General features: G+C 58.3%; 16 protein-coding genes and 3 tRNA genes. 11 read left to right on the forward strand and 8 right to left on the reverse strand.

Annotation, left to right across the window (positions count from 1 at the left end):
- Positions 1-17 precede the first annotated feature (17 nt).
- A complete protein-coding gene (locus ABDK74_RS00375; RefSeq protein ID WP_346002271.1) occupies positions 18-536 on the reverse strand; it encodes a thioredoxin family protein in 519 nt (172 codons plus the stop codon).
- A gap of 89 nt (positions 537-625) precedes the next feature.
- Here ABDK74_RS00375 and ABDK74_RS00380 point away from each other — a divergent pair, with 89 nt between their 5' ends.
- Positions 626-958, forward strand: coding sequence for a hypothetical protein (locus ABDK74_RS00380; protein ID WP_194254691.1), 333 nt, complete (start codon positions 626-628; stop codon positions 956-958).
- On the opposite strand, the gene ABDK74_RS00385 is transcribed toward ABDK74_RS00380, so the two are convergent.
- The gene (locus ABDK74_RS00385; protein ID WP_194254690.1) at positions 939-1,373 is read right to left on the reverse strand and encodes a DUF423 domain-containing protein; all 435 of its coding nucleotides are present in this window, start codon (positions 1,371-1,373) and stop codon (positions 939-941) included. The genes ABDK74_RS00380 and ABDK74_RS00385 overlap by 20 nt on opposite strands.
- Positions 1,374-1,488: 115 nt before the next feature.
- Here ABDK74_RS00385 and ABDK74_RS00390 point away from each other — a divergent pair, with 115 nt between their 5' ends.
- From ABDK74_RS00390 to ABDK74_RS00400, 3 genes are all read left to right on the forward strand, one after another.
- Positions 1,489-2,079 (forward strand): DUF4142 domain-containing protein, encoded by a 591-nt coding sequence (locus ABDK74_RS00390; RefSeq protein WP_346002272.1) that lies wholly within the window; start codon positions 1,489-1,491, stop codon positions 2,077-2,079.
- Between the two features lie 26 nt (positions 2,080-2,105).
- Positions 2,106-2,678, forward strand: coding sequence for a cob(I)yrinic acid a,c-diamide adenosyltransferase (locus tag ABDK74_RS00395; protein ID WP_346002273.1), 573 nt, complete (start codon positions 2,106-2,108; stop codon positions 2,676-2,678).
- Between the two features lie 214 nt (positions 2,679-2,892).
- A complete protein-coding gene (locus tag ABDK74_RS00400) occupies positions 2,893-3,450 on the forward strand; it encodes a hypothetical protein (protein WP_194254687.1) in 558 nt (185 codons plus the stop codon).
- Positions 3,451-3,468: 18 nt separating this feature from the next.
- Here the strand turns inward: ABDK74_RS00400 and ABDK74_RS00405 are convergent, their stop codons facing one another.
- Together ABDK74_RS00405 and ABDK74_RS00410 are read right to left on the reverse strand one after the other, a co-directional pair.
- The gene (locus tag ABDK74_RS00405; protein WP_346002274.1) at positions 3,469-5,352 is read right to left on the reverse strand and encodes an OPT family oligopeptide transporter; all 1,884 of its coding nucleotides are present in this window, start codon (positions 5,350-5,352) and stop codon (positions 3,469-3,471) included.
- Positions 5,353-5,439: 87 nt separating this feature from the next.
- Positions 5,440-6,033: a hypothetical protein gene (locus ABDK74_RS00410; RefSeq protein WP_194254685.1), complete on the reverse strand. Its 594-nt coding sequence runs from the start codon at positions 6,031-6,033 to the stop codon at positions 5,440-5,442.
- Between the two features lie 114 nt (positions 6,034-6,147).
- Between ABDK74_RS00410 and ispH the strand changes: the two genes are divergently transcribed.
- The 4 genes from ispH to ABDK74_RS00430 all read left to right on the forward strand — a co-directional run bounded on the left by ispH (position 6,148) and on the right by ABDK74_RS00430 (position 8,745).
- The gene (gene ispH, locus ABDK74_RS00415) at positions 6,148-7,158 is read left to right on the forward strand and encodes a 4-hydroxy-3-methylbut-2-enyl diphosphate reductase (RefSeq protein WP_346002275.1); all 1,011 of its coding nucleotides are present in this window, start codon (positions 6,148-6,150) and stop codon (positions 7,156-7,158) included.
- Between the two features lie 6 nt (positions 7,159-7,164).
- Positions 7,165-8,115 (forward strand): homoserine kinase, encoded by a 951-nt coding sequence (locus tag ABDK74_RS00420; RefSeq protein WP_346002276.1) that lies wholly within the window; start codon positions 7,165-7,167, stop codon positions 8,113-8,115.
- Complete coding sequence (rnhA, locus tag ABDK74_RS00425) at positions 8,108-8,560, forward strand: ribonuclease HI (protein WP_194254682.1); 453 nt, start codon at positions 8,108-8,110, stop codon at positions 8,558-8,560. Before ABDK74_RS00420 ends, rnhA begins: the two co-directional genes overlap by 8 nt.
- 109 nt (positions 8,561-8,669) lie before the next feature.
- A tRNA-Asn gene (locus tag ABDK74_RS00430) sits at positions 8,670-8,745 on the forward strand.
- A gap of 71 nt (positions 8,746-8,816) precedes the next feature.
- Here the strand turns inward: ABDK74_RS00430 and ABDK74_RS00435 are convergent.
- Positions 8,817-10,043: an MFS transporter gene (locus ABDK74_RS00435; RefSeq protein ID WP_346002277.1), complete on the reverse strand. Its 1,227-nt coding sequence runs from the start codon at positions 10,041-10,043 to the stop codon at positions 8,817-8,819.
- Between the two features lie 70 nt (positions 10,044-10,113).
- Here ABDK74_RS00435 and gpt point away from each other — a divergent pair, with 70 nt between their 5' ends.
- The 3 genes from gpt (at position 10,114) to ABDK74_RS00450 (ending at position 10,840) form a co-directional block, all read left to right on the forward strand.
- Positions 10,114-10,620, forward strand: coding sequence for a xanthine phosphoribosyltransferase (gene gpt / locus ABDK74_RS00440; protein ID WP_194254680.1), 507 nt, complete (start codon positions 10,114-10,116; stop codon positions 10,618-10,620).
- A 49-nt stretch (positions 10,621-10,669) separates the two neighbouring features.
- A tRNA-Pro gene (locus ABDK74_RS00445) sits at positions 10,670-10,746 on the forward strand.
- A 17-nt stretch (positions 10,747-10,763) separates the two neighbouring features.
- Positions 10,764-10,840, forward strand: a tRNA-Arg gene (locus ABDK74_RS00450).
- A gap of 43 nt (positions 10,841-10,883) precedes the next feature.
- On the opposite strand, the gene ABDK74_RS00455 is transcribed toward ABDK74_RS00450, so the two are convergent.
- Genes ABDK74_RS00455 through ABDK74_RS00465 form a run of 3 tightly spaced genes read right to left on the reverse strand, consistent with a single transcriptional unit; the run spans position 10,884 to position 13,264 of the window.
- A complete protein-coding gene (locus ABDK74_RS00455) occupies positions 10,884-11,294 on the reverse strand; it encodes an Ivy family c-type lysozyme inhibitor (protein WP_346002278.1) in 411 nt (136 codons plus the stop codon).
- A gap of 11 nt (positions 11,295-11,305) precedes the next feature.
- The gene (locus ABDK74_RS00460) at positions 11,306-11,878 is read right to left on the reverse strand and encodes a nicotinamidase (RefSeq protein WP_346002279.1); all 573 of its coding nucleotides are present in this window, start codon (positions 11,876-11,878) and stop codon (positions 11,306-11,308) included.
- Positions 11,879-11,914: 36 nt separating this feature from the next.
- Complete coding sequence (locus ABDK74_RS00465) at positions 11,915-13,264, reverse strand: hemolysin family protein (protein WP_346002280.1); 1,350 nt, start codon at positions 13,262-13,264, stop codon at positions 11,915-11,917.
- Positions 13,265-13,272 lie beyond the last annotated feature (8 nt).

Consider the following 13,272-nt stretch of genomic DNA (forward strand, 5'->3'; position numbering starts at 1 on the left):
GCCGGATCCTCAAGGACTTATCCGCGTTTGTTCCAATCGGAAATGAGGTCAAGAACAGCCTGCGGTGACATGCTGCGAGCGTTGCCAAGCGCCTTGGAGCCGTCGCCGTTCAGGGCATGACCTTCAGGCGTGACGATGATGACGGTCGGGACGGCCTTGATGGTCACGCCATAGCGTTCCGCCAGATCGAGATTGGTGTTGATGCGCCCGACATTGACCGGTACCACCACGAACTGGCTGTCCAGCCAGCGCGCTGCGTCGGGCAGTGCAAAAATACCGCTGAGCATTTTGCAGTCCGGGCACCAGTTTCCGCCGAAATCGAGCAGAACCTTGCGATGCGTCTTCTGTGCGAGCGCGAAGGCCTGTTCTACCTGCTCGTGCGCTACGGACGTATCAGGATAGGGCGCTGCTACGGGCGGTGCGGATGTTTCGGTCAGTTGTGGCGCGGGGACTACTGGTGTTGTGGATGCGGCATGTGCCGGAAGGGTTGCAGTCAGCGCCAGACCAAGGCCGGCGGCAAGAAGGGAACGGTTCATGAAAAAGGCTTTCATTGATGTTGTCCTCTGCATGCCATAACGCAGAATGACAGGAACAGATGATTAAAGCCCAATTTTCAGGAAAGGTCATGCGTTTGAAAAAAGCACCACCCCGCCCGCAAGTCGCGTCTCCGCGTGAAGTCAGTGTTATGGAAACCCTGATCCGGACTGCGATCCTCGTAGGGTTAACGCTTGCCTTTGCGTCGGTCTTCCGTTTCTGGCAGCCAGCCATCAAAGTTGCGCAGCACACAGCTGGAACGTCTGCCTGGCAGGAACTTTACAGTCTGTTTCATATCGACTCAGGGGTCGGACGCGAACAGCTGATCCTGACCGGAATCATGCTTGTCTGTTTTCTGCTGGCGCTTGTCGTCCAGTCCGTCGGATTCCTGGTCTTTCGGAAACTCAGAAAAAACCGGGCCTGACTTTCAGGGCCGAAATGGCTGCCAGACACCACGCAATCATGAGCATCGTCCCGCCATAAGGCGCGATCCGTCCGACTGATACCGGACCCAGCTTCAGGTCAAACAACGCCAGCAGGGTGACGGGCACGCAGAACAGAACAATGCCGATCGCCATGCATAGACACGCCGTGCGGATCAGCCGCGGCGACAGGCGTGCGGCGTTCAGAGAAAGAAGGCCGAGCCCAAGTGCATGCCACATCTGGATTTCCACTGCGGAATGCAGCATGGCCCTGCCGCCCGGAACGGCAAACAGCCGGTCCGGCAGGTGGGCGGACAAAGCCCCGAGCATGACGCCCGATGCTGCGGACAGGGCAGCGAAAATGAAACTGCCTCGGAGCAGATCGGGCGTGCCGGGGCGGATGGGGTTTGCGGACATGCCGTGAATGTATCATGTGTTGTCTGAACAGCGAATGAGAGACTGTCATGAGTGCATTGTCAGTCTGTCGCGGCCTGTCTTTTCGGGGCAGGCGCGTTTGAAAAAGGAAGCTTCAATGACTGTTTCGTATCTCCGTCTGTGTCTGTCCGCGGGCCTTCTGGCCGGGCTTGCCGCCTGTAACGCCCCCGATGCCCCGCCTGCGCCCGCGCTGCCGAGCGTCGCTTCGACTTACAAGCTGACGACGGCAGATGCGGCTTTCATCCAGCAGATCGATGAGATGGATCAGACCCAGATCGCCATTGCGACGCTCGCCGCGACCCATAGCAACAGTGACGTTGTCAAGGCATTTGCCTCGACCGTTCAGGGTGATCACACGACCAATCAGAAAGCCGTCGCCAAGATCGCCTCCGACGCCAACCTGACGGTCGCCGCCAAGATTGACGCGGCCGATCAGGATCATGTCGATTCGTTTTCCCATCTTTATGGTGCTGCGTTCGACCGTATGTTCCTGCGTGATATCGTCAGCATCCGCACACCGGATCTGAGCAAGGCCATCGCGACGGCTCAGGCTTCGGGTGGTACGCCGGACATCAAGACGCTCGCTACCGACACGGACAAGATGTTGACGGATCATACATCCCGCGCCCGTGATCTGATGGGCGATCGCAGCATCGGTCATCACGCAAAGCACAAAAGAAGCCACTAAAACCAGCGTGGAGGGTTGGACAGGTTATGACGATCCGCATCGATAAGATCGTGACACGGGGTGGAGACGGGGGGGAGACGTCTCTTGGGGACGGCACACGCGTTCCCAAGTCTTCAGACCGGATCGAGGCGATGGGGACTGTTGATGAACTGAATGCCCAACTGGGAGTTTTGTGCTGTTCCATGGTGCAGGACTCCCGGATGGCTGATCTTGTAGACGAAATCCGTCAGATCCAGTCCTGCCTGTTCGATCTTGGTGCCGATCTGTGCCTGCCGGACCCTGAGCGCACCCCTAGTCTGCCTTCGGAAGCCATTCTATGGCTGGAAGACCGGCTGGAGGGTCTGCGTCGTTACCAGCAGGAACTCAGAAGCTTCGTGTTGCCGGGCGGCAGTCCCGTTGCAGCTCAGGCACATCTTGCCAGAACCGTTGCGCGCCGGGCCGAGCGGCGTGTAGCGCTACTGGAGCAGAGGCCGGTAGATGGGCTTCGTTTTTTAAACAGATTGTCCGATTACTTCTTTGTTCTTGCGCGTCACGCCAACAATCATGGTGAAACGGATATTCTCTGGTCGCCAGGGCGTTGGCATGAGAAGAAAATATAAATAAACGCTTATTGCCCTGATGACAGAATATGCGTGAAGTGCTAGAAAATCCTCGTCAGAACGCTGGGGTTCTTCCAGTCGAGTCGACTTTTCATATCCTTGTCAGGACATGTTTCGGCTGAGCGGGTTTAAATCCGGTCAGCTTTTCTGCCTTTAGGCAGACCTGTTCTGCAGGGGAAAATCCATAAATATCATATTGGTTGAAGAATACAGAATGCAGGACGAGCATCAGGCTAACGAAGAAGACAAACTGAGACAGGCTCTTGCCCGTCTGGGTGCCGGGGCGTCCTCCCGTACTCCCAAATCCCGCCCCGTCCCGCCGACTGCCGAACGTCGCCGTCGCTTTGTACGAGACGGTCAGGTCGTGGTCGAACATCAAGGCGGTCGTGGAATTGCGGCGCGTAATCCTATTCAGGACGATCAGGAAGAAGTTGAGCGGCTGCGTCAGTCGGTCAAGCGTGAGCAGCGTCGTTGGGAAGAAGCCGAGCGGAGCCTTGCCGAAATTCGGACCCAGCTCAAGGCGTTTGAGACGCGCGAAGCTCATGCGAAAATTCAGATCAGCGAACTGAACCGCGAGCTGCGGGAAAATCAGGACACGATCCAGACGTTAAAAGCGTCCCTCCATCAGGCACGCGAACAGGCCGCTGAAGCGGCACGCCGTACACCGCGTCCTGTTGGGCGTCCCCGCAAGGAGGTCGCTCCTGAAACGCCAGAGATGGTCAAGACCGAAATGTCCGAACAGGAGCCTGTGCAGTGGTGGGTAAAGGCCTGAACACAGGCCTTTATTCATTTATTCTGAATGTCTGACCCGGCGTCCGAACCAGAGCAGAACACCACAGAAAACAGCCCATCCTAATCCGGCATTCCACAAGGCCGGAACGGGAAGCGCCAGTGTATCGGAGCTTCCCGTAGCGCCTGCCATCGTCGCGAGCGCCACGCCGATCAGACTTTCCCCGACAATAAAGCCTGAGGCGATCATCGTTCCCTGTTCTCTCGGGAAGCGGCGTAGAAGCCATCCAAGCCCCGCACCAATCCCGATGGTTACGGAGACATCTGCCGGGAGGTAGATACCCATCCCCACGGCTAAAGGCGGAAGAGCAAGGCTGCGTCGATGCAGCACAATATCCAGAACAACCAGCACCACGCCCAGAGCCGCTCCGATTTCCAGCATCAGCCAGTCGAGCTGATGCGTCAGGATACCGGTTGCAATGGCGGCCATCAGTGCGGGTTGTGGCGCGGCGAGCGCACGCGATGGGTCCATATCCATACGTGGCATGGCGCCCACGAAGCCATAGGCCTGATACAACACCTGGAGCACCCAGGGGATGACAACTGCGCCAACGGCACAGCCGATAAGCAGCGCAACTTCCTGCCTCCAAGGTGCTGCGCCGACGAGCTGGCCTGTCTTGAGGTCCTGAAGGTTATCGTTGGACACGGCTGCCGAAGCAGTAATGGCGGAGAGGACAAACAGGCCGAACGCAATGGCAATCGGGCGTTGCTCGACCGTCAGGATACCGCCGCTTTCCAGTCCCCAGAGGGCAACCGAAATGGCGATGATGGCGATAATTCCGACGCCGGATATCGGAGAGGATGACGATCCGATGATGCCAGCCATGTAACCACAGGCGCTGGCGACCAGAAAACCCAGTCCGAAACAGGCAATCAGCCCCAGAACGACCAGTGTTCCCAGAGCGCCGCCATGCGGCATGACAGGCCACAGAAAATAGCTGAACAGCGCAGCGAGCAATATTGCCAGTCCTGCACACAGAGCAATCAGCGTCCGGGGTGACAGATCGCGGTCGCTGTCATCACCGGTTGCCAGATGGGTAACGGAAAGCGCTTCTCTCAACCCCTGTGCGACGGGACGGGCAAGAGCGAGCAGCGTCCAGACCGCTGCCACCGCAATGGTTCCGGCGCCGATGAAACGCACCTTGTGCAGCCAGAGGCCCGAAGCTTCGGCCAACGGGGTGGCTGAAGGCGCGAGGTGGCCCAGTACCGGGACCATGACGCCCCAGGCAAGAAACACGCCGAGCAGCATCGCAACGCCGCCGCCGATGCCGACCAGATAGCCGGTACCCAGCAGGGCCAGCGAAAAACTCCCGTTCAGACGGAACGCGGATGAGCCGACGACGGTGGCGGCAGAAAATCCATCTGACAGCAGACGTAGTCCGGATGTGGCAAACGCCACAGCCCCCGAGACAAGAGTGCCGAGGGTGAGGGATCTGAGGCTCCGGGCATCACCTTCCGGGGAGGAAGCGCGCAGGATTTCCGCACAGGCTGTGCCTTCGGGGTAGGGCAGATTGGAGTTACTCACGAGGGCCCGGCGCAGCGGGATGGTGAACACAACGCCCGTCATGCCCCCCGCCATCGTCAGCAGCAGCGTGATGACATACGGGAATTCATGCCAGTATCCGACCATGATAAGGGCCGGGAGTGCAGCAAATACGCAGGACAGAGTTCCGGCAGCGGAGGCCTGCGTCTGGACCATGTTGTTTTCCAGCATAGTCCCACCGCCCATGAGGCGCAGGACGGCCATCGAGATGATGGTGGCTGGAATGGACGATCCGAAAGTCAGGCCGATTTTCAGACCTAGATAAACGTTTGCTGCCGTAAAGACGACCGTGATGAGGGCTCCGAGAATAATCCCCCGGAGGGTCAGTTCGCGATTGTCCATGTATTTCTGTTCCGAAATGATGGCGGGCACAGCAAAACCCGCTGTGCCCGCATGCCGGGTCTGATGGTATCCGCCCCGGCGTATTTTTTACTGGGTGTGGCTGTGGAAAGCGACCGGGGCCAGATGCTCGCGGTTATACCCCAGTTCACCGTGCGTCAGCTGATACCCGATCTCCAGCGTATAAGGATTTTCCTGCGCCATGTTGTCAGTGGACGGAAGGTCGATCAGGCGCAGGTCCGTGCGGACAGACTGTGTGCTGACATTCGGCGGGAAGCGGAACGTGTCTGTGAAGACTTTCTTATCCACGATCTTGCCGTCCCGCATGATGACAATGAAATACGGAACGTCGATCGTGCCGCTGCTCGCCGCCGGGCCGCGGGTCAGGTTCATGGCAAGGCTCAGGCGTGTGCGGACCGTCTGATGGCCATGAGGTCCCTCGGGGCCACGTTCGCAGTCTCCGGACACGGAGGTGATCTGCGCATGGCTGACAAGGCTTCCGATATCCGCGCTCTTGCCGTCATAGACGAACTGGTCAGCTGCCGATCCCGGGATATCGAGCGCCGGACAGGCGGGGGCGAAGAAACTCTGGTTGGATTCGTCGCAGCCGGCCAGACTCGAAAGGGCCAGGAGGGCGAAAGCCGGAGCAAACAGGGGCGAGGCGAAGCGCCGGATGGCTGGCATCAGCTGAAGAAACTCCTACAAAGAGGCTCGGCAAAGAGGCCCGGACGTTGCGACGAGAGGCAATCCGGTCGATACTGGTCCTACATATCGAACTCCGCCCGCTTGGGGAACACCATGTCAGAACAGACGACTTTCGCTCCTGCCCGCACCGATGGTGTGGCCGCTCCTCCAACCCTTCGTGTCCTGCTCGCCGGTCCGCGTGGATTCTGTGCCGGTGTGGACCGCGCCATTCGTGTCGTAGAAGAAGCGCTGCGTCGTTATGGCGCTCCGGTCTATGTTCGCCACGAGATTGTCCATAACCGGACGGTCGTAGAAGGACTTGAAGCCAAGGGTGCCATTTTCGTCGAAGAACTGGACGAGGTTCCTGAAGACGGACATGTCGTTTTTTCCGCTCATGGCGTTCCGAAATCCGTTCCCGCCGAGGCCCAGCGCCGCAACCTGCTTTATCTGGATGCGACCTGCCCGCTGGTATCGAAGGTCCATCGTGAGGCCGAGCGTCACTTCGCGGGTGGCGGTCCGGACCAGCTCCATATCCTCATGATCGGTCATGCGGGCCATCCGGAAGTTGTTGGCACGATGGGCCAGCTTCCGCCGGGTGCCGTCACGCTCATCAATGATGCGGAAGAGGCCCGGACGATCCAGCCGGAAGACCCCGCGAAACTGGCCTTCATCACGCAGACCACGCTGTCTGTCGATGATACGGCCGAAATCGTGGACATCCTGCGCTCACGCTTTCCGCTCATCGAGGGGCCCAAGCGCGAAGACATCTGCTATGCGACGACCAACCGCCAGGAAGCCGTGAAGGCAATTGCGCCCGAGAGTGATCTGGTGATCGTGATCGGTTCTCCGAACTCGTCCAACTCGCAGCGCCTGCGCGAAGTGGCCGAGCGGTCTGGCGCGCGTCGTGCGCTTCTGGTGCCGAAGCTCGAAAATCTGGACTGGAATGTTCTTGAAGGCGTGGAAACGCTGGGCATCAGTGCCGGTGCATCCGCTCCCGAGAGCCTTGTTCAGGAAATGGTGACGGCTCTGGCCGAGAAATATACGCTCAAGATTGAAGAGCGTATCGTCAAGGAAGAGAACATCAATTTCCGTCTGCCCGGTCCGCTGGCTGGCGAGGAAGACTGATCTCTCATGGCCGTCTATACGGAACTGGCGGCCGAGACGCTCGAAGCGTTTCTTGGCACTTACGCGATCGGGACGCTGGTCTCGTTTCATGGCATCGCCGAGGGTGTCGAAAACAGTAATTTCCTCCTCCGTACCACAGAGGGGGATTTTATTCTTACGCTGTTCGAGCGCCGGGTGAATGCCAGTGAGCTCCCGTGGTTTCTGGGGCTTATGCAGCATCTGGCGGGCAGGGGGCTGAACTGTCCGCTTCCCGTATCAGACCGGAATGGCACCGCGCTGCGGACACTGGCAGACCGTCCAGCTGCCATCACGACATTCCTTCCCGGTGTTTCTGCCACACAGCTCGATGCGGGGCTGTGTCTGGAACTCGGCAAGGCGTTGGCCCGGCTGCATATTGCAGGCGAGGGATATAGCGCTGTTCGTCCGAATGCGCTGTCTCCGGCGGCATGGGGGCCGCTTCTTGAGAGTTGTGGCGAGAGTGGAGATGCGCTGTCGCCCGGCCTGACGGCTGAAGTGCGGACTGCGCTGCAGCGGATCGAAAGCGCATGGCCACTCTCGGATGAACTGCCGCGTGGGCAGATCCATGCGGATCTGTTTCCGGATAATGTTTTCTTCCAGAACGGGCAGGTTTCGGGCCTGATCGACTTCTATTTCGCCTGTACGGATTTTCTAGCCTACGATCTGACGATCTGCCTGAATGCCTGGTGTTTCCAGGACGAAAAGACGTTCGTGCCGTCATTCGCGACCGCGATTCTTCAGGGTTATGAAAGCGTTCGTCCGCTGACCGAGGCAGAGAAGTCAGCACTTCCCCTTCTATGTCAGGGGGCTTCAATCCGTTTTCTGCTGACGCGCCTGTATGACTGGATCAACACTCCGGCCAATGCGCTCGTGACCCGTAAGGACCCGTTGGCCTATCTGGTGCGCCTGCGTCATTTCGCAGGTGTTTCCCATGTCTGAGACCTCTTCAGAACGGCCTCAGGTTGAAATCTGGACGGATGGCGGGTGCAAACCCAATCCTGGTCCCGGTGGCTGGGGTGCGCTTCTGGTCTTCCGTGGTCAGGAAAAAGAGCTTCTGGGTGGGCATCCGGAGACCACCAACAACCGTATGGAAATGACGGCTGCGGCCGAGGCGCTGGAGGCTCTGAAGCGCCCCTGCATCGTGACACTGCATACGGACAGCGAATATCTGCGGAACGGAATCACGCGGTGGCACACAGGCTGGGTACGCCGGAACTGGCGGAATGCGGCAGGGGACCCTGTTGCCAATATGGATCTGTGGCAGCGTATTCTGGAAGCTGCGAAGCCGCACGAGATTGAATGGCTTTGGGTCAAAGGGCATTCGGGCGACGAAAACAACGAGCGCGTGGATCAGCTTGCAACGCGGGGGCGGGAAGAGCTCTGAAAATAGCGGTTTTTCTCAGGTCTTTGAAGAAAAACGAAAAAATCTCCAAAAAAATTTCATTTAGGGGCTTTACCGACCCCGGCCATTTGGCTACATACCACCTCGCCGGTCCCGAATAGCTCAGTTGGTAGAGCAAGCGACTGTTAATCGCTGGGTCGTAGGTTCGAGTCCTACTTCGGGAGCCAGCTTTTCTTTTGAAAAGCTGCTTCGGCCGCAACAAAAAGCTCCCTTTAGGGAGCTTTTTGCGTTTCAGGACTTACTGTTCTTCGGGAAAGACGTCTTCCAGACGATCCAGCGCCCAGAGTCGCGGAAACACACGGGCCCACGCAGCCGCTACCAGAATAGTGCCGACGCCGCCTGCGATTACAGCTGCCTCAGCTCCGATTGCTGTTCCGAGCATACCGCTTTCAAATTCGCCAAGCTGGTTGCTGGACCCGATGAATAGCGTGTTCACGGCTGAAACACGTCCACGCATCGAATCCGGCGTTGCAAGCTGAATCAATGAGGAGCGAATCACGACGCTGATGACGTCAGCAGCTCCGAGAACCATCAGTGCGACAATCGAGAGCCAGACCGTGTGGGATGCGCCAAAGATAATCGTAGCCACGCCGAACACGACGACCGACACGAACATGACAGGGCCTGCACGGCCTTTGAGAGGATACCGTGACAGGCCCCAGGACATCAGAAGTGCACCAATCGCCGGAGCCGCACGAAGCAGGCCCAGTCCGACCGGGCCGACATGCAGGATGCCGTCCGCATAAACCGGAAGCATGGCTGTTGCGCCTCCCAAGAGGACGGCGAACAGATCAAGCGTGATAGCCCCTAGCAGGTCACGGCGTCGGTTGAGAAAGGAGAGCCCTGCAAAAACTGAAGCGAATGTGATCGGTTCTTTCGGTGGGATGGTGTGCACCAGTTTCAGGGAGAATGTCCCTGAGAAAGCTACCGCGAACCCGAGGGTCGAGAGACTGTAACAAACGACTGGTCCGATACCGTAGAGCAAGCCGCCAAGGCTGGGGCCGACGATGGAGGCTGTCATGAAGAGTGAGGAAAGCAGCGCCTGTGCGCGGGGCAGAAGAGCCGGCGGCGCGATCGCGGGCAGAAACGCTTGCTGGCAGGGCATCTCAAAGCTGCGCAGAACTCCGTAAAAGGCTGCGAACGCATAGATTCCGCCTGTCGTCAGGACGTGAAATGCGGCCGCCACGGCGAGAGCGGCCGTAGAGAGGATTTCGCAGATCTGACAGATGAGAACGATGGTGCGCCGGTTGAAGCGGTCCGCAACGTGCCCCGCGACGAATGTCAGAGGAATCATGGGCAGGAACTGTGCCAGTCCCAGATAGCCCAGAGAGGCAATGTCATGCGTCAGCGCATAGATCTGCCATCCAATAGCGATCGTCATGGTGGTCGCGGAAAGCTGTGAGAAAATTCTTCCGACTATAAGAGCCGGAAGGCCGGGAAGGGTGCGCAGGGCCGGATCGATCATTGCAGCACTTTAGGCAATTCCGTCTCTCAAGTTTATTGCAAAATTGCGAGACGGAAGGCAGAGGAAGATCATGACAGCCAATCAGACTCCCCAAACCGTTCATTATGCGACCGTCACCTGGGACCAGCTCCATCGTGACGCGCGTCTTCTGGCCTCAACTCTCATGCAAAAGCATGGGCCTTTTCGCGGTATGGTCGCCATTACCCGTGGCGGCCTGATCCCCGCTGCCATTCTTGGCCGCGAAATGGGGTGCCGCCTGATCGAAAGCGTTTCGGTCATCAGCTATGCGGGCGAAGAAGGCACGCAGCACGAGCCCAAGGTCGTCAAGCCGCCTGTCGCTGCGGGCGATGGCGAAGGCTTTCTGATCGTGGACGATCTCGTGGATTCGGGTGTAACGGCCCGTATCGTGCGTGAACTGCTGCCCAAGGCAGTTTTTGCGTGCCTCTACGCAAAACCTGAGGGCAAACCCTTCACGGATCACTATGTGACGGAAGTCGCGCAGGACACTTGGGTGCTGTTTCCCTGGGATACTGCACCGCTTTTTGTGCCGCCGCTCGTAAGAAGCGAAGGCGAATAAAAAAACCCTCTTGCCTCGGCCGGCCAGACATCCTAGGTTCCGGCCGGTTCGGGGCGTGGCGCAGCCTGGTAGCGCGCTTGTTTTGGGTACAAGAGGCCCCCGGTTCGAGTCCGGGCGCCCCGACCAGTTAACGGCCAATTGATGCGCCCTTAGCTCAGATGGATAGAGCAACAGCCTTCTAAGCTGTGGGTCGATGGTTCGAATCCATCAGGGCGCACCAGCCATTCTAGAGAAAACGGCTGGCGCTCCATTTTCCTTTAAATTCAGTCTGCTGGATTATTATCCTGATAGGCTTTGAGAAGAACCTTCTGCATCTCGGCATCAGGCGCGCCCAGAAAATTCTGTTTCAGTGGCCCATCCCGTTTGATGCTCAGCAGCCCCCATGCTGCTGAATGATCTTTCGCAAAAACAACTTCAAGCTGTTCTGCCGCACAGTCGTGCTGACGGCACATATGCCCCAAAAGATAAGACTTGCCTCCGAGGCTGAGATCGCTGACCGGCACGGATGTCGCATGTGCCGTCATCACCCATGACGGCAGTGTCACCATAGCCTGATAAGCCTGCCTGAACCCCTGCGTGTTCGCCAGATCCGCCGTTGTCGGAGGTGTCGCTGCCGAAGCGGTCTGGAATGCCGCGTATGCAAGCAGCACAGGAAGCAGTCTGGTTATATGCATGATTGTGCCCTTCAGAAGGCATTCAGATTTTTCAACAGAACGCCTTGTTTTTCAAGTTTTTCCAGGATGACTTTTGAATCGGTAGCAATTCCTCGGCAGGCTTCCGGGACGACGTTGGTCTTATAGTCGTAGCCCACAGCATCCAGCGCTGTAGCTGTGACGCAGTAATCCAGAGCCAGTCCGCAGACGACCACATGGTCTATACCAAGACCTCTTAATAACCCGTCGAGCCCCGTTGAAGTTGCACGATCGTTGTCGAGAAACCCGGAATAGCTATCCCGTTCCTGCAAAACGCCCTTGCGGATGATATGCGTTACGGGCTCGGACCTGAGTGTTTTGGGGAAATCGGCGCCATAGCTGCCAGCAACACAGTGAATCGGCCAGGGGCCGCCCTGAGAGCTGAAAGAGCAGTGATCTGGGGGGTGCCAGTCCTGCGTTGCGATTACTGCCCTGAACGGGCGTCTGGCAAGCGCGTTGACGGCTTCAAGGATGCTATCACCGCCTGGCACGGCAAGCGCACCACCGGGCAGAAAATCATTCTGGATATCGACAAGGATAAGAGCGGAGCGGCTGAGATCAATCATGTGATGATCTAAGCAGCCTGCGTCGGGCAGAGGAAGTCAGTTCAGACGTGTCACCAGTAACTGGTTGATCCTGAAGCCTTCCACGTCAACCACTTCAAACCGGAATCCTGATGACTGCACACTGTCTGCCTTGCGCGCCATGCGGCGCAGACGGTTCATGACAAACCCGCCGACCGTGTCAAAGTTTTGGGCATCGTCGAACATGGGGATGTCCAGTTCGCGGATGACGTCGCCAATGGGAGCCGCGCCATCAATCAGCCAGGATTTATCGTCGCGGCGGACGATGGCCTGTTCTTCGAACGGGCTGACCAGACCGTCCATCAGTGCACCCATGATGTCCTTATAGGTGATGAGACCGACCACAAGACCGTATTCGTTAACGATCAGGGCAAAGCCTGCCGAATGCGCCTCGAACTGGGCAAGGGTTTCCCACAGGTTCAGGGTGTCAGGCAGCGAGAGGACATCGCGGCGCATGCGGAAGATCTGGCTGGCGATGGTGGCCAGACCCGTGCTTTTGGGCTGGGGTTCATCGACGACGGCAACCAGAACGTCTTCTGCGCGAATAGAGCCTATGACTTTGTCGAGGCCGCCATCGCACAATGGATAGCGCGAATAGGGCCGAACCCGAACTTTGTCGCGCTGGCTTTCCGGGCTTTCCTGGACGTCCAGAAAGACAATCTCGTCACGCGGCGTCATGGCGGACGTGACGGCGCGATCCTGAAGGCCAAGCACGTTCTGGATCATCTGGTGCTCTTCTTCCAGAAGCACGCCGGAGGCTGTTCCTGCCGCGAGAATGGCGCGCAGGTCTTCAGGGGTTACAGGCTCGACGGTCGCGGCGGCCGGAATTTTAAGGAGCTTAAGCAGCCAGTCCGAGATTTTCGAGAACACCAGAACCGCGGGGTAGAGAACCTTGAGGGCAACAGCCGGGAACCAGCCGACCTTGAGCGCGATCCGGTCAGGCGCGTTCATGGCGATCCGCTTGGGCAAAAGGTCCGCAAACAGGACGAAAAGGCCGGTGATCAGCATAAAGGAACAGGCCGAACCCAGCTTGCTGGCCAATGCCGGGCTTGTTCCCATCGAACGAAAGCCCGCTGCAATCGGGTCGCTCAGCATGGATTCGCTGATGATGCCGCCCAGAACGCCCACGGCGTTCAGGCAGATTTGCAGAACCGTGATGACCTGACCGCTGTTGCGTCGCAGTTTAAGAAACGCGACAGCACGAGGGTCTCCTGCCTCAGCTTTGGAACGAAGGCGCACATCCCGCGCCGCGGCAAAAGAGATCTCCGATAGCGAGATCAGGATGGAGACGCCAATCAGCGCGACCGTGGCGGCTAAGCCCAGCAGGAGGAGAATGATCTGGTGCTGGGAAGAAGGGAGGACTGACATGCGGGAGG

The sequence above is a fragment of the Gluconobacter sp. OJB genome, assembly GCF_039638275.1.
Classification (GTDB): domain Bacteria; phylum Pseudomonadota; class Alphaproteobacteria; order Acetobacterales; family Acetobacteraceae; genus Gluconobacter; species Gluconobacter cerevisiae.

Excerpts from the sequence above, each read along its gene's own strand:
- ABDK74_RS00375 (WP_346002271.1), bottom strand. The coding sequence starts at position 536 with ATGAACCGTTCCCTTCTTGCCGCCGGCCTTGGTCTGGCGCTGACTGCA.
- ABDK74_RS00380 (WP_194254691.1), top strand. The coding sequence starts at position 626 with ATGCGTTTGAAAAAAGCACCACCCCGCCCGCAAGTCGCGTCTCCGCGT.
- ABDK74_RS00385 (WP_194254690.1), bottom strand. The coding sequence starts at position 1,373 with ATGTCCGCAAACCCCATCCGCCCCGGCACGCCCGATCTGCTCCGAGGC.
- ABDK74_RS00390 (WP_346002272.1), top strand. The coding sequence starts at position 1,489 with ATGACTGTTTCGTATCTCCGTCTGTGTCTGTCCGCGGGCCTTCTGGCC.
- ABDK74_RS00395 (WP_346002273.1), top strand. The coding sequence starts at position 2,106 with ATGACGATCCGCATCGATAAGATCGTGACACGGGGTGGAGACGGGGGG.
- ABDK74_RS00400 (WP_194254687.1), top strand. The coding sequence starts at position 2,893 with ATGCAGGACGAGCATCAGGCTAACGAAGAAGACAAACTGAGACAGGCT.
- ABDK74_RS00405 (WP_346002274.1), bottom strand. The coding sequence starts at position 5,352 with ATGGACAATCGCGAACTGACCCTCCGGGGGATTATTCTCGGAGCCCTC.
- ABDK74_RS00410 (WP_194254685.1), bottom strand. The coding sequence starts at position 6,033 with ATGCCAGCCATCCGGCGCTTCGCCTCGCCCCTGTTTGCTCCGGCTTTC.
- ispH (WP_346002275.1), top strand. The coding sequence starts at position 6,148 with ATGTCAGAACAGACGACTTTCGCTCCTGCCCGCACCGATGGTGTGGCC.
- ABDK74_RS00420 (WP_346002276.1), top strand. The coding sequence starts at position 7,165 with ATGGCCGTCTATACGGAACTGGCGGCCGAGACGCTCGAAGCGTTTCTT.
- rnhA (WP_194254682.1), top strand. The coding sequence starts at position 8,108 with ATGTCTGAGACCTCTTCAGAACGGCCTCAGGTTGAAATCTGGACGGAT.
- ABDK74_RS00435 (WP_346002277.1), bottom strand. The coding sequence starts at position 10,043 with ATGATCGATCCGGCCCTGCGCACCCTTCCCGGCCTTCCGGCTCTTATA.
- gpt (WP_194254680.1), top strand. The coding sequence starts at position 10,114 with ATGACAGCCAATCAGACTCCCCAAACCGTTCATTATGCGACCGTCACC.
- ABDK74_RS00455 (WP_346002278.1), bottom strand. The coding sequence starts at position 11,294 with ATGCATATAACCAGACTGCTTCCTGTGCTGCTTGCATACGCGGCATTC.
- ABDK74_RS00460 (WP_346002279.1), bottom strand. The coding sequence starts at position 11,878 with ATGATTGATCTCAGCCGCTCCGCTCTTATCCTTGTCGATATCCAGAAT.
- ABDK74_RS00465 (WP_346002280.1), bottom strand. The coding sequence starts at position 13,264 with ATGTCAGTCCTCCCTTCTTCCCAGCACCAGATCATTCTCCTCCTGCTG.